General features: G+C 41.3%; 20 protein-coding genes. 16 read left to right on the forward strand and 4 right to left on the reverse strand.

The genetic code is table 11. The features are described from left to right. The first annotated feature begins 35 nt into the window (after window positions 1-35). Window positions 36-1,169 carry a nucleotidyltransferase domain-containing protein gene (locus tag AC1DE7_RS02895; RefSeq protein WP_243391493.1) on the forward strand — a complete coding sequence of 378 codons (1,134 nt, stop codon included), beginning with the start codon at window positions 36-38 and terminating at the stop codon, window positions 1,167-1,169. Beyond that, window positions 1,169-2,986: an ABC transporter ATP-binding protein gene (locus tag AC1DE7_RS02900; protein ID WP_477533888.1), complete on the forward strand. Its 1,818-nt coding sequence runs from the start codon at window positions 1,169-1,171 to the stop codon at window positions 2,984-2,986. Before AC1DE7_RS02895 ends, AC1DE7_RS02900 begins: the two co-directional genes overlap by 1 nt. Window positions 2,987-3,148: 162 nt before the next feature. Here the strand turns inward: AC1DE7_RS02900 and cysC are convergent, their stop codons facing one another. Then, entirely contained in the window at window positions 3,149-3,787 is a 639-nt protein-coding gene (cysC, locus tag AC1DE7_RS02905) for an adenylyl-sulfate kinase (protein ID WP_017689556.1), read from the reverse strand. A 207-nt stretch (window positions 3,788-3,994) separates the two neighbouring features. Between cysC and AC1DE7_RS02910 the strand changes: the two genes are divergently transcribed. Together AC1DE7_RS02910 and pdaA are read left to right on the forward strand one after the other, a co-directional pair. Further along, window positions 3,995-4,405, forward strand: coding sequence for a hypothetical protein (locus AC1DE7_RS02910; protein ID WP_127544363.1), 411 nt, complete (start codon window positions 3,995-3,997; stop codon window positions 4,403-4,405). A 97-nt stretch (window positions 4,406-4,502) separates the two neighbouring features. Beyond that, the gene (pdaA, locus tag AC1DE7_RS02915) at window positions 4,503-5,282 is read left to right on the forward strand and encodes a delta-lactam-biosynthetic de-N-acetylase (protein WP_036669871.1); all 780 of its coding nucleotides are present in this window, start codon (window positions 4,503-4,505) and stop codon (window positions 5,280-5,282) included. A 194-nt stretch (window positions 5,283-5,476) separates the two neighbouring features. Here the strand turns inward: pdaA and AC1DE7_RS02920 are convergent, their stop codons facing one another. Further along, window positions 5,477-6,325 carry a DegV family protein gene (locus AC1DE7_RS02920; RefSeq protein WP_036669872.1) on the reverse strand — a complete coding sequence of 283 codons (849 nt, stop codon included), beginning with the start codon at window positions 6,323-6,325 and terminating at the stop codon, window positions 5,477-5,479. A gap of 106 nt (window positions 6,326-6,431) precedes the next feature. Beyond that, a complete protein-coding gene (locus tag AC1DE7_RS02925; RefSeq protein ID WP_282322101.1) occupies window positions 6,432-6,902 on the reverse strand; it encodes a hypothetical protein in 471 nt (156 codons plus the stop codon). 468 nt (window positions 6,903-7,370) lie between these two features. On the opposite strand from AC1DE7_RS02925, the gene AC1DE7_RS02930 reads away from it, so the two are divergent. Further along, window positions 7,371-7,757 (forward strand): DUF423 domain-containing protein, encoded by a 387-nt coding sequence (locus tag AC1DE7_RS02930; protein WP_017689551.1) that lies wholly within the window; start codon window positions 7,371-7,373, stop codon window positions 7,755-7,757. Between the two features lie 124 nt (window positions 7,758-7,881). On the opposite strand, the gene AC1DE7_RS02935 is transcribed toward AC1DE7_RS02930, so the two are convergent. Next, window positions 7,882-8,454, reverse strand: coding sequence for a hypothetical protein (locus AC1DE7_RS02935; RefSeq protein WP_076318334.1), 573 nt, complete (start codon window positions 8,452-8,454; stop codon window positions 7,882-7,884). 269 nt (window positions 8,455-8,723) lie between these two features. Between AC1DE7_RS02935 and AC1DE7_RS02940 the strand changes: the two genes are divergently transcribed. The 11 genes from AC1DE7_RS02940 (at window position 8,724) to AC1DE7_RS02990 (ending at window position 21,528) form a co-directional block, all read left to right on the forward strand. Then, entirely contained in the window at window positions 8,724-11,435 is a 2,712-nt protein-coding gene (locus AC1DE7_RS02940) for a hypothetical protein (RefSeq protein ID WP_477533709.1), read from the forward strand. Window positions 11,436-11,440: 5 nt separating this feature from the next. Then, a complete protein-coding gene (locus AC1DE7_RS02945) occupies window positions 11,441-12,199 on the forward strand; it encodes a hypothetical protein (protein ID WP_477533710.1) in 759 nt (252 codons plus the stop codon). Between the two features lie 146 nt (window positions 12,200-12,345). Further along, window positions 12,346-13,107 (forward strand): hypothetical protein, encoded by a 762-nt coding sequence (locus AC1DE7_RS02950; protein ID WP_477533711.1) that lies wholly within the window; start codon window positions 12,346-12,348, stop codon window positions 13,105-13,107. An 18-nt stretch (window positions 13,108-13,125) separates the two neighbouring features. Continuing rightward, a complete protein-coding gene (locus AC1DE7_RS02955; RefSeq protein WP_127544355.1) occupies window positions 13,126-13,668 on the forward strand; it encodes a hypothetical protein in 543 nt (180 codons plus the stop codon). A 67-nt stretch (window positions 13,669-13,735) separates the two neighbouring features. Beyond that, the gene (locus tag AC1DE7_RS02960) at window positions 13,736-14,356 is read left to right on the forward strand and encodes a hypothetical protein (RefSeq protein ID WP_255319680.1); all 621 of its coding nucleotides are present in this window, start codon (window positions 13,736-13,738) and stop codon (window positions 14,354-14,356) included. Window positions 14,357-14,389: 33 nt separating this feature from the next. Beyond that, window positions 14,390-14,962: a hypothetical protein gene (locus AC1DE7_RS02965; RefSeq protein WP_477533712.1), complete on the forward strand. Its 573-nt coding sequence runs from the start codon at window positions 14,390-14,392 to the stop codon at window positions 14,960-14,962. Window positions 14,963-14,966: 4 nt separating this feature from the next. Further along, complete coding sequence (locus AC1DE7_RS02970; RefSeq protein ID WP_338708252.1) at window positions 14,967-15,653, forward strand: hypothetical protein; 687 nt, start codon at window positions 14,967-14,969, stop codon at window positions 15,651-15,653. Between the two features lie 3 nt (window positions 15,654-15,656). Next, entirely contained in the window at window positions 15,657-17,828 is a 2,172-nt protein-coding gene (locus AC1DE7_RS02975) for a hypothetical protein (protein WP_477533713.1), read from the forward strand. Between the two features lie 65 nt (window positions 17,829-17,893). Continuing rightward, window positions 17,894-19,066, forward strand: a complete 1,173-nt coding sequence (locus tag AC1DE7_RS02980) for a hypothetical protein (RefSeq protein WP_338708254.1) — start codon at window positions 17,894-17,896, stop codon at window positions 19,064-19,066. Between the two features lie 60 nt (window positions 19,067-19,126). Continuing rightward, the gene (locus AC1DE7_RS02985) at window positions 19,127-20,302 is read left to right on the forward strand and encodes a discoidin domain-containing protein (RefSeq protein ID WP_477533714.1); all 1,176 of its coding nucleotides are present in this window, start codon (window positions 19,127-19,129) and stop codon (window positions 20,300-20,302) included. 65 nt (window positions 20,303-20,367) lie between these two features. Beyond that, on the forward strand, window positions 20,368-21,528 hold the full coding sequence (locus AC1DE7_RS02990) for a discoidin domain-containing protein (RefSeq protein WP_477533715.1): 1,161 nt from the start codon (window positions 20,368-20,370) through the stop codon (window positions 21,526-21,528). Window positions 21,529-21,685: the final 157 nt, after the last annotated feature.

Below are 21,685 nucleotides of genomic sequence, written 5' to 3' on the forward strand. Positions count from 1 at the left end.
CAGGGTTTCCGAAGGAGCTTAAGCTGATTTTGAGCATGATTAGAGGTGATCTGACGGCTCTATCCCCTGAAGAACTCAAGGCGGGTTTGCAAGGAACCGATTGGCAGCTTTTTCTGCGGCTTGTCTATCATCACCGCTTATACTCTGTCCTTTATGTGAAAATGAAAGAATTCAACTCTGCAATCATTCCTGCAGATGTTATGGAGAGTCTGAGACAACAATATACGGTCAATACGTTCCGCATGTTACATCTGACAGCTGAAATGGAGCAGGTGTGTGGAGCTTTTCGTGAACGCGGTATCCGCAATATTACACTAAAGGGACCGGCGCTCGCCCATGATCTCTATGGCGATGTATCGATGCGAACCTCCAAAGACCTGGATATCCTGATTCCGTTTGATGATGTGGAAGCGGCTGAAGGCATTCTGGCTACCCTCGGATATGTATCCAAGGAAGGGGAGCGGGCACCTACGGTGCGCAGCTGGAAATGGCGGGAACATCATATCTGTTACACCCATCCGGTCAAAAGGACTCAAGTGGAGATCCATTGGCGTCTGAACCCGGATTCGGGTAAAGAAACCGATTTTGAATTGCTGTGGAAACGCAGTCGGTTCAGTTCATACACACAGACACCTGTCCGTATGCTCGAACAAGAAGACCTATGGGCCTATCTCGTAACCCATGGTGCACGACACGGCTGGTTCAGACTGCGCTGGTTACTGGATATCGACCAGATGATCCGCAGCATGCCACTTGATGTGAAGAAATTAGAGAGACGTCTGAAAGCGGAGGGACGTTTATCCATTGGTTCACAGGCTCTTTATCTGGCCTCGGAGCTACTGAATACGCCGCTGGATGTAGAGTACAGGTCCTTGATGTCCTTGAGTGACCGTACAGGCAAGCGATTAGCCAACGAAGGCGCAAAGTTCATGAACGACATGCTGGAAAGTCCGGCTGATATGAAGTCTTATCAATCGTATTTGTTTAAACTTCGAAGTACAAAACAGAAATGGTTTTTCTTTATTGAACGTTTATATCCAAGTACATGGGATGTGGATCAACTGCCGCTTCCGCGTTCTTTGTTTTTTCTGTACTTTCCGTTACGTCCGTTTCTCTGGTTCTGGCGGCGAATTAAAAGGTATACGGTGACGGAAAGGGGTAAAGTATGATCTCGGAATTAAGGTATTTCATGCGAAAGTTGCATCATGTCACGGGGCCCATCTTATATTGGAATCTGCTAGGGATGATCTGTATCAGTCTTATGGAAGGGATCGGTATCTACATGCTTGTTCCGATGCTGAGTCTGATTGGCATATTTGAGATGGGCTCCACAGGGTTAAACATTCCCTGGCTTGGTGAAGTGTTGAATCGTTTTTCTGAAAATAGCCAATTGTTACTCGTATTGTTCACCTTTGTGTTGATTGTCTCCGGACAGGCCTGGATGCAGCGTCTCCAGACGATCCGTAATACGCGAATCCAGCAGCAATTTGTACGAACGCTGCGCATGGAAACCTATGGTGCCATTATTATGGCGCAGTGGTCATTTTTTCTCCAAAAACGAAAATCCGATTTTAACCATATATTAACGACTGAACTTGCACGTGTGAGCCAGGGAACGAGCATTATGCTGCAAATGGCAGCCTCTCTGATCTTTACGGGCATTCAGATCGGTCTTGCTTTCTGGTTATCCGCCAAGCTGACGGCACTTGTGCTGGTCTGTGGATTGTTATTATTTTTTGTCTTGAGAAAATTCGTCAAGCGCGCCAAGCAGATCGGGGATCAGACCTCTGAATTCTCGCAAAGTTATTATAACGGCATTACCGAGCATTTCAACGGCATTAAGGATATTAAGAGTAACATGCTTGAGCGCTCACACATGAACTGGTTTGAGCGCATGTGCAGACAGATAGAACGCAATGTTATTCAGTTTAGCCAATTGAACAGTGGAACACAGCTGATTCACCGGATGTCCGCGGCAATCATTATTGCGGCATTCATCTATCTTTCTCTCCGTGTAATGACGGTGCCACCCGCAAGTCTGCTGCTCATCATCCTAATCTTTTCCCGCTTATGGCCAAGGTTTACGGCAATTCAGTCCAATCTGGAGTACATCAGCTCCATGCTGCCTGCATTTCGGGTAGTCAGAGAATTACAAGCGCAGACGGCGAAGAGTCGTGAGATTAGTGAAGAGATTGCTTCGGCAGGAGACGTTGGAACTGATGGGATTCAACCTATGGAACTGAAGGGATCTATCACCTGTGAGGATGTCTGCTATCGCTATGAGGGAAGTGATGCTTACTCATTGAGAAATGTGCAAGCTTCGATTCCAGCAAGGGGTATGACCGCAATTGTGGGGAAATCCGGAGCAGGCAAAAGCACGCTGATAGATCTGATTATGGGCCTTGTGAGGCCTGAAACTGGTCGTATTTTGATTGACGGTGTTCCTCTGTCAGAAGAACGATTATTGAGCTGGCGAAGTTCAATCGGATATGTCTCCCAAGATCCATTCCTGTTTCACACAAGTATTCGTGAGAATCTGCGTCTGGTTGATCCAAATGCAAGTGAAGAACAGATGTGGCAGGCTTTGCAATTTTCCTCCTCTGCAGCATTTGTACGGAAGTTGCCTCAGGGTCTGGATACGATTATTGGTGATCGGGGTATTCGTCTATCCGGGGGTGAACGTCAGCGATTGGTGCTTGCCCGGGCTATGCTGCGTAATCCTTCTGTATTGGTACTGGATGAAGCAACGAGTGCGCTGGACAGTGAGAATGAACAGTACATTCATGAGGCGCTGGAACGGTTAAAAGGACATGTGACCATTATCGTGATTGCACACCGATTGTCCACGATTCGGACGGCAGATCGTGTAATTGTACTTGATGAAGGTCGGGTGATTCAAGAGGGCGGGTACCAGCAGTTATCTACTGATCCGGTAGGGACGTTCAGCAAACTTTTGAACATGCAAGCGGGTGTTGTGGGGCAGTAAGTGAGTGAGTGAACATCAGAAGACGTTCAAACGTGATGATAGAGTGTGTATTTTTTTCTCTTTATTCATTTATCTATGGTATAACCAGCAATGGGTTCACGTAAAGAGGCGCGCCACGATTGGTGCGCCTTTCATGTAAGTAGTTAGTATAATGAGCAAGAATTAATGAACGAGGGCTGTTTTCGTAGGAAGCGGCAGTTGAAGAGCACCGATCTGCTCCAAATGCTGTACGATCTCTTGCACGGCTTCCTCAATGGACCATTGCTCTGTATCGATGATAAATGAAGGAGATTTGGGTACATCATAGGGGGCGGAAATGCCTGTGAAATGCGGGATGTCACCATTGCGTGCTTTTTTGTATAGACCCTTGGGATCACGACGCTCACATTCTTGAATTGAACAGCGCACATAGATTTCAATGAAATCATCTGGTTCAAATAACTGTCTAACCATCTCCCGATCCTGTTCATGAGGAGAGATAAAAGCCGAAAGTACAAACAACCCGGCATCTACCATTAACTTTGATACTTCACCAATTCGCCGCAGATTTTCTTGACGATCCCCTGCTGTAAAACCGAGATCACGGTTCAGTCCATGACGTACATTATCCCCGTCCAGAACATAACAGCGTACGCCTTGATCGTAGAGATACTGCTCCAGGGCAAATGCAAGGGATGACTTTCCTGCACCTGATAACCCGGTAAACCATATGGCACGACTATGGTGCCCATTATGCTTCTCCCGGTCTTGCCTGTTGATGCTGGATGATTGCCAGGTTATGTTGCGCTCTTCCTTCGACATGAGTATCCCGCCTTTTCCCTACCATGATATGTATAATATTTTAACATATTTACAAGATTATAGCACCTTACAGATTTCTTCAAAATAAGCGTGAATCGACAAAATATCGGGTATAGATGTAGTACATACATAAGCATTATGCATATATCCAAGGAGTATTTTGAATCGAATGATGCAAAATGCTCACATAGCAGGAGGAACAATGTCATGAACAAAAACATACAAAACATACAAGTTGGGTTCAAATGCCATGATTGCCAGCAGGATATCCGCGCTGAATTTATAGATGAACAGGTCAGCACGGTTCGTTGTAAAGGTTGTGACAGAGCGTATACACTTTTGAAGCCAACCATCGGTGATGAGATTCTACTGGATTGGGAGCAGGAGGCTTTGTATCACAAGCTGAGGGCAGAGCGGTCTGAACTGGATAATCACAATATGTCGGCCTTGATTATCAAAGTTATCGAGTTGCTTACATGGCGTGATCGGGGAGATGGACAGACCCGTGCCATACAGACCGTGAGGGAATGGCTTGCTTCCAGTGGCAAACCTCAGACCTTACTTGAATTGTTCCATCAATCTCCGCCACAACCTGAAAATAAACGTTTCGATCGTTAATGATTTACATACATTAGCCGTTCCTGTGGCATATTACCTGAAGGTGTTCGTGTGTGCAAACGACTAACCGAATTTTTCAGGAACAGGAGCGGATAGAATGAAGCGAATGGTTCTATATATACTGTTGGGACTGTTATCCATCAGTATGGTACCGGCACAGACTGAAGCATCACCGGTTACCGGAGCGTATCACTTTGGCTTCAAAAAAAGTCAAAACGGTCAACTGCCCTCCATTGATCAGGAAGGCTTTAAATCAATCTTACAACATAACGATGCCATTTTCCTGGGGGATACAAAACAGAAGGAATTGTATCTCACGTTTGATAACGGGTATGAGAATGGATTCACACCTGCCATTCTGGATGTTTTGCGTACCAAGAAGGTGCCAGCTGCTTTCTTTGTGACAGGTCATTATCTGAAAGATCAGCCTGAGTTGGTCAAACGTATGGCGGCTGAAGGTCATATTGTCGGTAATCATTCATGGAGTCATCCGGATATGACCCGCATCTCCAATGAAAAGCTTAGAGAGGAACTTGAGAAGGTCAAGACGGAGGTCAATCGGCTGACCGGTCAACAAGCGACCTTTTTACGGCCACCGCGTGGAATTTTTAACAATCGTACGCTTGCAGAGAGTCATGCCCAAGGGTATGTGAATGTGTTCTGGTCGGTTGCTTATAAAGATTGGGATACCAATGTGCAGCGTGGCGCACAATATGCTCATCAACAGGTGTTGAAACAACTCCATCCGGGCGCTGTCATTTTGCTTCATTCGGTATCCAAAGATAACACGGAGGCTCTTGGTTCCATTATTGATGAGGCCCGCAAGCAAGGATACGCATTCAAAAGTCTGGATGATCTGCGGACCAAAAGTTATTGATCCATTATCATAATGAGCAATGGACCAAGTGTAGGTCATTCAAAAGTTTAGCAAAAATATTAAAGGGCATCCTGAGCGATTAAGCTCGGAATGCCCTTTTTAGTTATAACGGTATGCCAGTCCAAGTATTGGATGTACCACATACAGATCTAGAAGAAAGGATTGGGTAATACGATACGATGTAACGTGTAATACTATAAAACAGTATTATAGATGATTCCAATCGTTTTCGGGCCGCAATGACTGCATACTACACAACCAGCAGTGGTTAGTTCAACTCGGGCACCCGTCTGTTCCTGCAAAGACTTCTGCAAGTCAAGCGCATCCTCTTCAGCCATGGTGTGCACAACAATCAGCAGGTCTGGATCGATCTGATCCTTCTGGCTGAGCGTATTATTCAGCATTTGTTCCAGAGCTTTCTCCCGTTTGCCGCGCACTTTATAGGCAGGTGCCATCTTGCCATCTGTTACCCGGATGACAGGACGAATCTTCAACAGGCTTCCAATCAGGTTCTGCATGCCCGAACAGCGTCCGCCTTTATGCAGATACTCTAGTGTATCGATAACAAACTCCGTGCGTACATTTGATTTCATCGCCTCAATCAGGTGTGTAATCTGAGTCAGGTTTTGTCCTTTATCAGCAGCATTAACAGCTTTCATTACCATCAGTGCAATTCCTGATGAGAGATTCTGTGAGTCAATGACCGATATTCGACCTTCCGGGAACTCGGAACTCGCTAGTCGTGCATTTTGATAGGTAGAGGAAAGTTCAGAAGATAAGCTGATATATAAAATCTCATCCCCTTGATCTATGTAAGGTTGAAATGCCGTTATGAAATCAGCGGGGGAAGGTGCAGCTGTTTTGGGAAGACGCCCATCTTGGCTAACACGTTCATATAGCTGTTCAGGCTTAATCTCAGCACCGTCTTTCAGTGATTCTTCACCGAACACGACATATAAGGGGATGATACCGATATCGTGCTGCTGGATCCATTCTGGAGCCAGATCACTTGTGCTGTCCGCAAAAATTTTGATTCGTGACATGTCAATCTCCTTTGAAAACAATGATTTTGGCAAAAAAATATAGATTATACTTATGTGTAAACCCATTCATTTTAATTATAAGGAAACATGACGCTGATGCAAAGCGTTACATCAGCGTCATGCCTACCAAGATAAGTCCAACGAATAACAGAATCATGATCCCATTTAATATGGTTCCGATAATGGCAAAAACTTTCTTTCGATTCTTGAGGACAAGACCAATAATTCCGACGATGCCTCCGGCCAGATTGAGAATCAGGCAGACCAGGATGGCTAATGAAGCCAGAGCCACTGCTGGATGCAAGGCGATCTCTTCTGTCTGCAACGGGGTTAGAACTCCGATGGACTCGTTTACAGCCATGGTGGCAATAAAGAATATCAGAATATAACCCAAGATTGCAACCAACCCAATGACAAAGCTGGCGATCCCAGGTCCGGAATGTTTCAGTGGTGCCATTGGTTGCCTCTCATGATCTGGCGGGTATGCTTCATACCCATTGTTATTGTATGGATCTGCACGGCCAGGATTCTGATCCGTGTTGTTATAACCTGAATTATAGGAATCGCGATTATCCATAATGTTGACTTGCCTCCCTTAATCATCGTACTGAATGTTATCAACCTAATCGATGAGTAATGATTCTCCTTTTAGAGGTTGTTCAAAAAGTCCGCTTTTGATTACGAAAGATGCCTAACGGCATCATCATCATCGAATATGGGATTCACCCGAAATGTCCGTTGCTCACGTAGTTTTCCCTACGCTCCGCTACTCCATTTCTAGCTTCATCCCATCTTCTCGGTACTGAAAACCAATCTTTTTGAACTTGCACTTAAAATACAACGATTACATACCTGTTACTTTTCCATAATTATCGATAAAAATCAAGGATTTACGCTGGTTTCCTACAATTTATAGGGCAGGGATAGGTTTAGTAAGTATAAACAGACATATGATCTATGAAGCTCCACCCCGACTGGTAAAGGAGGAGTGGATTCGCTACAATAATAGGAGTGAAGTGTAGTTGAATTAAGGGAGAGAACTTATATGCAACGAAGATGGATGATGCTTGGAGCTGTAATGACCATGCTATCGGTGGCGATTGGTGCGTTTGGTGCTCACATGCTCAAGGATACGATTGGGCCGGCGGCCATCGCTACATATGAGACAGGTGTGCAATATCACATGATTCATGCATTGGCTTTGCTCATTATTGGTTTGACGGCTGGTCAACTTGGAGCATCGACAAAACTGAAGTGGGCAGCGCGTCTGTTGTTTATCGGAATTATTGTGTTCTCGGGCAGCTTGTATGTGCTTAGTATTTCTGGCATCAAGATTCTGGGTGCCATCACACCGATTGGCGGGGTAGCCTTTATTGCCGGATGGTTGTTATTGGCATTAGATGTATGGCAGCGAGGTAAGGATCGCTCCTGATCGGTCCAAACAAATCTCGGAGGGTTCAATCCTACATGAACCATAGAACTAAAAAAGCAACTTGCGTTAGAATGTACCGTCATTCTAACGCAAGTTGCTTTTTGTTTTAATCCGATGAAGTTAGTTACAGGAACTCATCGATTTCATTGGTTCGGAACGTATACACCTGTTTTTCATCGACATGGTAGATGCTCACAATACTGGTATCACGATCAAAATTCAGAATACGGCAAGGAATGCTCTGATGTTTACCGTTCTTGTTATTGACAACAATACGGGTGAGTTTATTCTCTTTAATGAGCGTGTCAATCCACGCATCAAACGAGTTTCCATCGGATACATTGGATGTTTGGGTGGCAGGCTTTTTCTCGCTAACCGGTTGTTCCTGTAGATTCTGTGTTTTGACTGGAGCAGGTGAGGCAGGTGTCTGAGCTGCAGTGGACGCCTTCTGTGCTGCGTTGGCTTTTTTGCGTTCGTTGTGAAGTGTGACGAAAGAGTCCTTCTTGGACTGGAGTGTCGCTTCAATAATTTTGCCTAGCTCTATGCCGGATTGAATCCGAAAGTCCGCAATTTGTTCTTCATTGTTTATGAACTCCAACAGGGACTGCAGTGCCAATGCATTTGAGCGGCTCTTAATAAGTATATCGACATTAAATAAAAAGCCGATGTCCTCTTGATTGGATAAGGTTTCTTTCATTCATCCCAGCCCCGTTAAAAATTATGTCAGCTCAAAAAAACGCTTCAATTCACTATATCATTAAAAAGGAAATTATCATAGTGCTAGAGACGCAGAAATATGCCGATTCGAGATGTATCTAGTCCCGGAGTGCCCCTTAATTTCTCCCCAGAATAGAACAAATATTCTTCTTTTTTCATCCCCTGATCGTCCTGTTTGCCTGCGCCAGTCGTGCGGGTCTACTCTATAATTTATTTAATCAGGACAGGAAGCAACAGGGGGAATCGGGAATGGGCAATGCATATCAGGATCGATTGAGATACGTTTATAAAATTACATCTTCCAGAATTAGAAAAGCGGATTATGATCTGCATCTTACTTATCAAGAAGCGACAGTAAATGGAGAAGTGGCATCTATTGGAAACCATCAGGTGTTTCGTTTTATCGATCGTATTCGAGGCTACAAAGAGAGGGAACAAGATCTGGCTAGAATCAAGCTGGAAATAGAGCGATTAAAAGCCTTGAAAACCAATGCTGAACATAAAAGAACAACGAAGAAATTGCATGAAGAACTGAAAAACCTGAAATTTGCCGATGATTACTTGCTGGTGGTCATTGAAAATAATAAAGACTATGATCGGCTGAATTCATCGAAAGCTTTCTCCATCAACGGCAAGAAATACAAGCGGTTATTGGCTACGACAGGTGGAGCCAAAAGTTCGACGGTCATCTATGTGAGTAAGGATATTCATTCGCTGTTGGAGAAAAGATTGAATAACGGCAGAGATCCCAATAAAGAACTGGTTCCTGCCAAACTGGAGGCATATAAGGCCTTGGCTTGCAGTACAAGCACGCCTGTGTCACATCCCGAACGGGTATTGGTTGTTCATGATTGTATAACTGAATTTGGTGCAGACATAATTCAGATTGATGATACCGAGACAGAATACCCTCGCATAGAGAGTAGGAAAAATGAGCCTATTCAGATGAATATGAGTGATGGGTTCGGTCTTATCTCTCCTGCACTTAGTGAACGATGGGCAACCGAGCTGGGACATGCATATATCCCGAGTGGATTTTGTATTCGTAATAGCTTCTGTAAAGGTATGGTCTTTACATTTGATTATCACGAATTTGCTGATCGAGTTGCAGGCAAGTATATGGTGGACGATGCCTGGGGTAATCCTGTGGATATTCTTGAGGTAGACCTAATCATCACAACGTCTATGCTCAAACTATGGAACTCGTACAACAGTATCGACGATTATCTGTTATGTTGCGGTTATTATGGCTACACGTTCAGCGTAACGAAGGTTACACCCGAAGAACTGGAGGATGAGCGTCATTTAAACTACCAGTTTATTCAGTCGCTCCAATTGGATGATAACGAGATTGGTGAACTTATTACTCCCACGGTGGACTCGATTAAGGATGTACTGGGTGAAGACTATCGCAAGGCACTGTTATTTCTCAAAGGAATTCACATCCATGAGAACGATTATAGAAATAGTCCAGATGATTATATCAAAGGACTGATGGTAGACCCGCGACTTATAGATGATCATTTTGTGCGCAACAAAATTCATACCTTAATACGTAAACGAATGAATGAAGCTAAGATCGGAGTTCTAAGAGTGAAAGGCAATTTCAGCATTATATCTGGCGATCCCTATACATTGTGTCAGAGCATATTTGGCTTGCCTTTAACAGGATTGCTGAGTTCAGGTGAGTTCTACTCCAGATATTGGAATGAACGCCATGTGGACCGTGTAGCTTGCTTCAGAGCTCCGATGACTTGTCATAACAATATTAAGGTGCTTCGTTTTCAAAATACAGATGAGATGCAACATTGGTATCGCTATATGAACACGGTCACGATCTTAAATTCATGGGATACGACGACACATTCCTTAAATGGTGCAGATATGGATAGTGATCAGGTCTTAACTACAGACAACCACACAATTCTTGGGGCAATTCAGGAGCTTGATGCGATTGTATGTGTACAGAAAACCTCAGCCCATAAAATTCCGGATGAGAAGGATCTGATTCAGGCTAACAAAGACAGCTTTGGTGATCTGATCGGTTTTACAACGAACAAAATCACATCGATGTTTGATGTATTAGCCAATTATGAGGAGCATAGTGCAGAATATCTGGAAATGATGTACCGAATTCAATGTGGTCAGCATTATCAACAAAATGCCATTGATCAGGCCAAAGGTATTGAATGTAAAAAAATGCCGAAGCACTGGTATGATATTCGCGCTGCGGTAACGGACGAGTTTGCCTTGAAAATGGTAGCACACAAGAAACCTTATTTTTTCATATACAATGACCCGGAACAGAAAAAAGAATATACCACCTATGTAGAAAAAACGAGTCAGAAGTGCTTGCAGTTATTTGGCATGACTGTGGATGAGTTGTATTCGAAGAAGGAGCTATCTCCGGATCAGGAACAGTTCCTGGCACAGTATGAACAGAGAATGCCTGTATCCACGGCACCATCTGTGATGAACCGGTTATGCCATCAAGTGGAAGACGAGTTCAACAAGTTAAAGTTAAAACAGACCGAGAGTCCGTTTGATCATACGATATTGAAGAGTACCAGGAAATATTCCCAGGCTCGTTATAAAGAGCTCCAACGATTATATCAGATGCATAACGAAGAGCTACGTAGCTATATGACTAACTTGCGCAAGAGTAAGGTGAAAAAGGAAGAAAGATCTGCCCGATGGCAGTTGTTTGTTTCACGTTTCAAGGAGCAGGCGCTGGAGATCTGCAATAACGAAGAAGATTTGTGCAATATGATTGTGGACATGTGTTATCGAAATGCGGAAAAATCAAAGCAATTTGTATGGGATGTCTCCGGGGATCAAATTATTCGCAATCTATTGCTTAGCAATGATCACATCATTCATTATCCGGTTAGAGACCGGGACGGCGATATTGAGTACGCGGGAAAAACCTTTAAAATGACCCAAATGCATGTGAAGGAGTAGCGCCCTTGAAAATCATTCTGAATGAACGTCATCATGCCGAGCAAGCAATTGCACATGGGAAAATGGATAAGAAGCCAACCAAAACGTTGATTTGTTTAGCTAAATACGGGCTTCAACAAGGGAAGAACGCCGAAGATGCATATGCGTTGTTAAATCAGTTTATGACCAAGTATTATCCAGACTACAATGCTGTCCAGTGGGATACATTTCTCAATCGTATCATTAAGCAGTCTCAGAAGTATATCAAGATAAGGGAGGAGGCAAGCAAGAGCACGCTAATCGAGATTGATCATGTACCTGTAACGCACGAAGAACTTCAAAAGATCAAACAACTTAAAAGTATACGACTCGAGAAATTGGCCTTTGTTTTACTGGTCTACAGCAAGATTAATAATCGAATCAATGAAAATGATACGTACTGGATTAATCATGAATGGAAAGAAATCTACGGTGATAGTCAAATGGCCGTAAGCAAAAAAGATCAGGGGTTATTGGTGCACAAACTTATTCAGTTAGGGTATCTCAAAGAAAGTCAACGTGTCGATTCAACTAACGTACAGGTTTTGTTCGCTGCGGAGCATGGTGAGGTTGCCTTCCAGTTAGTTCGCTTCGATGACTTTGTGTTGGAGTATTCTCGCTGGAAAGGAGAAAACATCAAAAATTGTACCGTATGCGGAAAACGAATGCTGGCAAAATCGAATCGAATGAAATACTGCAAGGAGTGCAAAAAAGCTGGCATTAGTCTCATTAGAAAACCTCTCTAAAGCCAGACACAGCAATGCTGTGCATGGTTGTTCAAGAATTTCTTTAATGATAAGCCAGGGACAGGTTTCCTAGTTAAGGGGGAGGTATCAACTTGGAAGCCGTCTTATAAAGAAAATACGCTACATAACGCTTAGGTAGGTGAATTATGTCAAATGGGATAACTTTAGCACATGTAGAGTCTTTAATTAGAGAAGCGGTGAAACATAGCGGTCCGGGGCAGCCAGGAGATCCTGGCGAAACTGAACTCGCTATCAAGCGGGCACTGGAGGCTGCTGGCGAAGCCTTACAGGCTGCCGGAAAAGCAAAAGAGGCTTATCAGACGACTCGACTTGTGTACCAGAGTCCGGTTGCTGATTTTGAGGAGTTAAGTATGCAATACCCTTCTCCTGAAATAGGCTGGACGGTGCAGACGTATAAGGATGGTAAAAGATATCGTTTTGATGGACAGACATGGGTAGAGATTGATGTATTTGGTCAAAACCTTCAGGTGGTTAATTCCGATATGGATGGGCTCATGAGTACAGCTGAACACCTGAAATTAAATGAGATTCCGTTGGAAGTACAGGATCGGGTTATAGTCTTTTGCAAAGAATCACGGGTGTACCCGGAAGTACTGGGGATTTTAGCCCCCTTTCCATTCGATGGCGAGATTTTACATGTAAAGGGCTACTGTGGAGTTTCTGGAGATACCGCGACTGAAATAAGAATTGAACGATCCAAGGATCTCATTCACTGGCAGGATGTGATGGGGAGTCCACTGAAATTTGAAGCATTTCAACATCAAGATGATGGTGAGGCTACATTTGAGGTGAGAAAAGTGGAGGCTGGAGATATCTTCAGAATCAACATCATCGAAGCCGGTTCAAACATTCAACATCTTACGATTCAATTAACGATCAGAACATAAAAAAGGAGATGGATTATAATGACACAACCAATTATTACATGGATGGACGCAACACATAGTAAGGAGATTGTAGCACCGTTTGATTATGGTGTTATTGATGCAGATACCAAAAGTGAAATTCGTATTTTTAATGTGTGGAACAACAAAGGTGGTGCGACGGATGTGTCAAAAATGGAGGATTGCACTTTTACAACGCGGGATATGGACGGGGGCACTGGTGATACGGTTAAATACGATATTGAAGCTGTTAAAAACAACTGGTTTCATGTGCAAGTGGACTCACTTGGGGAGAACGATTTGGATGAAGAGAGCTCTCGTGTAGGCAAGGACTTTTCGAAGCCTATTGGAACTACGGGCAAAACTACGGTGGATCATACTGGAACACCTTATGCAACACCGCTAGTACCGGGTGCAAAAGAGATATTGGGAGTTAATAATAATGGAGATCAAGAAGACGCCGCAGGTAACTATGTAACGCTGTCTATTCAATGTGAAGTACCCTTGAATGCTCGTAGTGGTAAACAAGAGTTCAAGAAACGTATCTCCTATCGTTACGTTTAAGAAAAGTTAATGATGCAGACAGGCTATTGTAGCCTGTCTTTTTATTTATCTATGAGGAGGAAAAACTGTGATTTTAGGTCAGAAACAGTACTCTCGTTCACCTGTATCTCAAGCTTATATATGGATTGCCGATTATTATGATGGAACATATCTGAGTGAGTATGATCTTAAGACACAACATGCACACCGCTTTTATGACATCAACAAAGAGAAGTTGGTGTTATTCGGATTGATAGGTCAAGGATCCCAAGTTTATTACAATGTTGCCAATGGGGTCTTCCACATTAATGCTGATCGTTACTCCATATCTTATGAATGTGATGAGCAGGAGTACCCTTTAACCGGGAGAACGTTTGTATACAATGACATCATCCAATTCAAAAATGGATCCTCAGAAGCGAATATGGCTGGATTTTCAGGGCAAGGGAATTCAGGGGCTTTCAGAAATACGATTGAATGTTTTAACTTTGGTTACAAAAAAACAATGAACCTGAATGATGCACAAATTAATTTTCAATGCGTATGTTCCCTGCCTCTAAAGGAATCCGTATTCTTTCAAATAAAAATTTCTTCTAACCTGGACTTGCCTGGGCAACTCGTTATTCGTAAAAATGGATTTGTCGTAGATCGAATCATAGCCCCTCTGAAGGCAAATTATGCAGGGATCATAAACTGGGACATTCGTTAAGCTGGATTTTGAGATGAGATAGGTGGTGAGAATATGGCAATTCAAGAAATTCTACTAGATATAGATCTGTCTGTAGGTGTTTTTCAAGATACGATATATCAGGCTCAGAAGTTGAAATTAAGAGAGTTAAGCCAAGATGCGGACGGGAATTCAATCTATCCTGGTAATGGATCTTGGGAGTCCACTCCCATTCGGATTCAGGATAAGATTGCTTCATTTAAAGGTGTGGCTGCAAGCGTAGATATTGCGGGTGGCGCAGCATACAAGATCTACTGGAGTACATCTGAAGACGGCTTTGAGTGGTTGGAGTATGAGGAAGTCTCATCTAATAGCGCTGTGTCCAAATCTCCTGCAAAGTATGCGAAGGTGAAAATTGAGATTTTTGCAGAAAAGAAATATTCGAACTTTTACATAGACGATTTTAAAGAGAAGGGGAAATACAACAACTCCTTTGTTGAAAGCGATTCGGGTTCACTAGGCTTGAAGAGAATATATCAATTGAACATGGAACGAGCATCGGATACTCCGACAGGGATAGTGCTACGTCAGAAGGTTGAAAATACGAAATTTCAAAAAGTAGATGGAATCAGAGTGAGTAAGGGGTGATTTTATGGCAGTTCCAGCAACTATAGGCGTATTGAGATCAAATATAAGTGATATGGAGATTGGCGACTATATTGTATGGAGATATGATTCTTCTGGAGAGCAATTTATAGATGGCACTCTAGGAATAAACGAAATACCTGTAAATGGGTTGGTTGGTACTACAAGTTTAAACAACTACTACTGGTACGCTATTAAAGTAGACAAAGGTCTTTTAATCTCTGATCGCATTAGACATCATACTGTCACTTGGGATTCAATGAATGCAAATAAGATTATTGAAGGTTTGCCTAAAACCTTTGGTGGTGTCTCAGGAATTGTCCGTAGTATATCTGGTGGAGTAGGATATGCAGACAAAGATGGCAAACTGAGCATGAAGGACTTAGGATTGGGGGCATTTCCAAGTAATAATGAATATGACAAATATATTATGAAGTCCAACTTGGGTGGCAAGGCTAGACCCAATGTTGATAATGTTTGGCATCACCATAACATGTTTTGTTGGGCAAAGGAAACACCTGTTCTCGGCTCATGGACTACGAATAAAGGAACAGTCTTATCTGCACCCTCTTCAAGCAGAATAGTACGAGGATATGAACAGCGCGACGATAATAGAGGTGTTGCTTTTACAGGAAGTGCTTCGTCGCAGAATTATATTGGGTTTCGCCCAGTATTTGAATATAAGGAGGTGTAATGAATGGCAGTATTAGGAGATCAATTAGTTGCACCCGAATCAGGGTGGAGACGCTATGATGATACACATGTTGGCTTAAAGTATATAGGAACTTGGACCACCCCATCCCCATCCAATACAGTTTATTATGGTGGCAGTATAAGAGTAACTAGCCGAGCTGTCGACAATAACTATGTTACATTTTCTTTTTTCGGAACAAAGCTTAGGATTATCTCTGACTTTTACTCAGATAGGCATTCTGATAACTCTATCACGATAGATGGTGTAACAGAGATGTATAGTGCGTTTCGTACAGTAGGTTCCCCTAGCCTTCAGCAATCCATAGTGTATGAAAAGACTGGATTACCTCTTGCATTTCACACGGTTACTATTGCAACAGGTCATAATCGTATAAATTTCACTTTAGATGCTATAGATATTGATGAAACGGGGTATCTGTATGGACACACTCTAACCTCCCCTGAAACAGGATGGAAGAGGTATGACGATACACACGATGCTTTTGTATATCATGGAGATAATTGGATATTTCAAACTCAAACAGGAACGCCAACTCTGTACAATGCAACCCATCACTATTCTGCAAAAGGGATGGGCGGCAACGAAATTAGATTTAAATTTTACGGAACCAAGTTAAGACTAATATCAAGTATAGGTTCGACTTTTGCAGATGATATTTCAGTGGTCATTGATGGAGCAACTGAAAAGTTTAATTCAAAAATGGCAACAACAATAGACGAAAGACAACGGTTAACCTATGAAAAAACTAATCTACCATTAGGTGTCCATGAAGTTAAGCTTATCAGCGGAACTAACGGAGATTGGAGATTGGATATTGATGCTATCGACATTGATGATAATGGACAACTTTTAGCTAGTGTTGGTTCGCGATTAACCGCCCCCGAAGCAGGATGGAAGAGATATGATGATAGTGTATCTTCTATTAAATATGTTGGAAGGTTCACTAACGGTGTTGGTGCGGGTGCATACAATGGATACTCTAATTACACTTCGACAATAGGAGACAAGATTGTCTTTGACTTTGAAGGAACTAAGTTAAGATTAATTGGAGCACGATATACCAATCGAAGTGATTTAATCGAAGTTTACGTTGATGGAAAATTGCATGGGACTCATTCACAACTAGGATCAGAACTTGCACAAGTACTTCAGGTTGAAATTGTGGGATTACCGAAATCAAGACATCGAGTAGAAATGGTGAATAAATCTAGTGGATCAACGACTACTTTTATGGCTCTTGATGCCGTAGATATAGACTCAGATGGTCGGTTATTTCATCCAGACGAAGTGACAAGTATTACTGAACTTGAAGTTGGTAAGCGTATTAGATGTAACTATGTTTCGAATACCGCTGGTGTGGCAGGAGAGTTTAAGAATATAGGAGATGAAACATCTGACTTTATATCAACAACATCTCCTCCGAGTACGCCTAATGGCGATTTCTATTTTATTGTTGTGAACGAACATAATGGCAAGAAAATTTTAATTGCAGACAGGAACATTCAATCCACAATTGCATGGGATGCATTGAACAGTAGTGGTCTTGTATTTGGCGTTCAAAAGGAATTGGGAGAGAAGAATTATACCTTTCTTTATCGATTACTCAGAGGCGGTATCAACGCAACGGATAAGGATAATGAGTGGGATAAATATATTGTTAGCTCTACGCTGAATGGAGCAATCATTGCTGGAAGCAATGGTGTATGGAATTGGAGTGGAACCACTAGAAGTTGGACTTCTACTACTTACCCTTCTTTTACTGACAGAAGAGTTCAAAGAGGTGGAACATCCGCAGATGCTTTCATAGCAAACAACAATGGAAGTATAGCAACAAACACAAGTTCAACCGCTACTGGATATAGACCATTAGTGGAACTAGAAACTTTGCCAATGTTTAAATCCTTCGTCAAACATGATGGAGCCTATAAAAGGCTTGATACTGTAACTTTAGAATGGAATACAATTTCAGCAACTTTACCACCAGAAGACACTTTTATTAATGACGGAATGGATGATCTCTCTGTATTAGATAGAAAAAACGAAAGTTTCGTTCAGACTATGACTGCCAATGGATCGCTAGGATCAGGCAAGTTGTTCAAAGAAAGAATCGATCTGAAAAAGTATTTCGAAATAACAAGTGTAAGTGTGAAGTAGGGCTTAGATGCTCTACTTCTTTTTGTTTGGGGAACAATGATTTTGATTAGAAAGGAGATGGTTAAATGGTACATGTATATTACAGTGAAAATTTAATCCCTAAAATGACATCATACACTGCACCATCTGGTCTTGTTAAAACCAGCAACAATCGAGATTCCACCTATGTAGCGTGGAGAGCATTTGACAGTGCGTATGAAATTGCCAACTCTTGGGCTACTTCCGATAATATTACATCAGCTTGGATAAGCTACACCTTCCCAACGAGTAAACAGGTTCAAATGTATTCGATTCGATCTTACGATCAGTCTTTTTCTCCAAAAAGCTGGACATTTGAAGGCTCTAATGATGGAGTTACATGGGACATTTTAGACACTAAAATCAATGAATCAGTGTGGGGAACTGGAATGAGCATAAGAAGAGTCTTCACATTGTCGAATAATAAATCATACACAAGCTATAGAGTCAACATTTCTAGTGTGGTTAGTCAGAAATATATAATAGTTGAAGAAATCGAAATGTTTGAAGTTATTTATTCAAATAAAATCTTACTTTCGTCAGGCGGTAAGTATTATTCCGTTCTAAACGATGGAATTCAAGAAACAACCTCTATACCTAAAATGACTAGCAATACAACTCCAGAAGGTGAGGTGCTTGTTAGTAACACGCCTAATGGAAGTTTTACTATCGGATGGGAATCATTCGATGGAGGTTTAACTAATGGATGGGGGAACAACACTCTACCTACTACTATGCCAAAGTGGATAGGATATAAATTCATAAAACCAAAATTGATAGTAAAGTACAGGCTTTATGTTACAAACACAACTTATTATCCTCGTAACTATGAATTTCAAGGAAGTAATGATGGTGTTAACTATGACACTCTTCACTCAATTGTTGGAGGAGCTAGTGGTGTATTAGATTATGTTATTCCGAATAGAAAATCTTATATTTATTATAGGCTCTATATTACTGTGCTCAGCAATGGTGTAACTTTACCATGTATCTATGAACTTCAAATGTTTGAAATGAAACCATCTTATCTAGTTCAAATGGAGTCCGAAACCGAAACAGATTTTTTGAATCGTGGTGTAGGAGATTTAAATGATTTCAATCAAATTTTAAAAACAAAGAAAAATTTAAAAAAAGGAAATACTGTGCTTGGCTCAGGCAAAACCTTTGAACACACAGTTGATATGTCAAAACGCCGAGTAGATAAAATTACGCTTGGCTAAATTTATGAGGAACACATCTATATGGTATGTTCTATTTTGTTTTTGGAAGGAGATGGTTGTATGGGGTATATAAAAGATAGTAGTGCGCTTCCTTCGTCAATGACATCTAACACAGGGTCAAATGGAAAAGCTAGTGTGAGCACATTTGCTGATAATTACTTAAACCTTGCCTATAGAGTATTCGATAAAAATACAGGAACCTATTGGCAAGCACAATTTAAGAGTGGTTGGGCTAAATATGAGTTTGATTTACCAATTGTAATTTCCAAATACTCTCTAAGAGCGACAGGTACAATTAATGGCGCACCAAAACAATGGACATTCGAAGGAAGTGATGACAATCAGAATTGGAGTGTTTTAGATAGTCGAACAAACATCACAAATTGGACATCAGGCTTGATTCAGGAGTATGTATTTTCGAACAACATTAAATATAAGTTTTATAGACTCAATATAGTGACCACGAAAGATGACACCGAAAGGATTCAATTGAGTGAGATTGATATGTTTGAGTTGGTTTATTATGATAAATTCTTGATTTCATCTGAAGATAAGTATTACAGCTTCGAAACAACTGATCCAACAAAAAACCTCATCCCTGTCATGACATCTAATAATGCACCATCTGGAGTTGCAAGTGCAAGTGGCTATTATACCGCAACTGATTTCCAGCCATGGCAATCATTTAGTGGCACAAGTACACTGTATTGGGTTGGAAGGCAGGGAGAAGTAACAGGGTGGCTAAGATATGACTTCAACGAACCTCGTGTTATTAATGTTTACTCTATGACAGCATCAGGATTTTCTAATGGAGCACAACCTAAAGACTGGACTTTTGAGGGAAGCGATGACGGATTAAATTGGACTGTTTTAGACAAAAGAGTCAATCAGACAAACTGGGTATTTTACACTGAGGTGAGAACGTTTGAGTTTAAAAACGCCAAAGCGTATAAATCATACAGAATCAATGTCTCTAGCAATAACGGTAATACAGTATATCTTGCTATCGCTCAAGTAAAAATGATGGAGAGAAGTATGAAGATGTATGAAATGCCAGTGTCAGAAGCTATTTATTTAGGGCATGGTATGAACAAGGCACTGGAGATTAAATTGGAAGACTTTATTGCCATTAAGAAGTTTATTGTTAATCAGAATACAGCACTAGGATCAGGCAAACTCTTCAGGCAAAAAATCGATAGGTCAAAGCATAGAGCAAAAAAAATTATATTAGGGTAAAGAAATAGGGCACATCTAAATGGCGTGTTCTATTTCTTCTTTTTTGAGAGGGGAAGGATAACTAGATGAATTACACAGAAAATTTAATACCCAAAATGACATCAGATACCGCTCCAAGCGGCAAGGCTTTTGCAAGTAGTTTTAATCTGAATGGTGCGTTTATGGCATTCGATAATTCTGATACCTATGGATTCATGAGTGGGAATGGTAGTGTTGGACATCTTGGATATGAATTTGTGAACTCTGCTAGAATTGGAAAATACATTGTTAGAAGTTTATCTGCAACTTATTTCCCCCACATGCCTAAAAACTGGACTTTTGAAGGGTCTAATGATGGTGTTAGTTGGACTGTTCTCGATACACAATCTAATCAAATATGGACAACTGCAAATACAGATAAAGAATATATTATTGAATACAAGAAAGTTAAAAGTTACAAAACATATAGGTTAAACTGGTCAGCTAACAATGGGGGGGCGCAAGTTGTAATAAATGAATTGAAAATGTTTGGGGTCGGCTATGTTAATAAATTCTTGATTTCATCAGAAGATAAGTATTATTCAGTTTCCATCTTAAAATATAGCGACAATACTGTCATTCCAAAGATGACATCTAATACTGCTCCTTCTGGTATCGCAAGTGCAAGTAACACGAATAACCCATCATTTCCTTATAGAGCATTTGACGGAGATATTGGTGGGACATGGTATGCAACAGCATCTTTTCCAATAACTTTACAGTATGAGTTTACTCAGTCTAGAGTTATTGGGAAGTATTCATTGCTTGGATATACCGCTGAGAACAATTCTAAATCATGGACATTTGAAGGTTCGAATGATGGGGTAAATTGGACGATTTTAGATGAGCAAGAAAATCAGACGAATTGGACAGTTGGAGAGGTTAGAAGCTTCTCATTCAAAAATACAGCCAGTTTTAAGATATATAGAATTAATATAACTAGTAATAATGGCGGTAGTTTAATACAGGTTGCAGAATTGTTAATGTACGAAATATTAGAACAACCAAAAATGAAGTTTTTAGATACTATGTCAGAATCAAATTTGTTGAGTTATGGGCATAACGTGAGAGATGAAATTGATATGCATTTCGAGTTAAGTGAACGTTCTTTTCAGAACAGCAACACTAGCATATTAGGTTCGGGAAAAGTATTCAAGCAAAAAATAGATACATCAAAAATACCAATCAAGAAAGCATCAATCACATAGTTATGTAAAATGATTGTTTGATTTAGAATTTAGAAAGGAGATGAAGTAATGGCTTTTTACATTAAGACTGAAGCTTTAAACAAAGGCGGTATAGGATTGGTTTGGAATGTAAAACTCAAATCTAAATCTTCTGGTCAATATCTCCCATTAGATTTGA

Source organism: Paenibacillus sp. 10L310 (genome assembly GCF_056395745.1).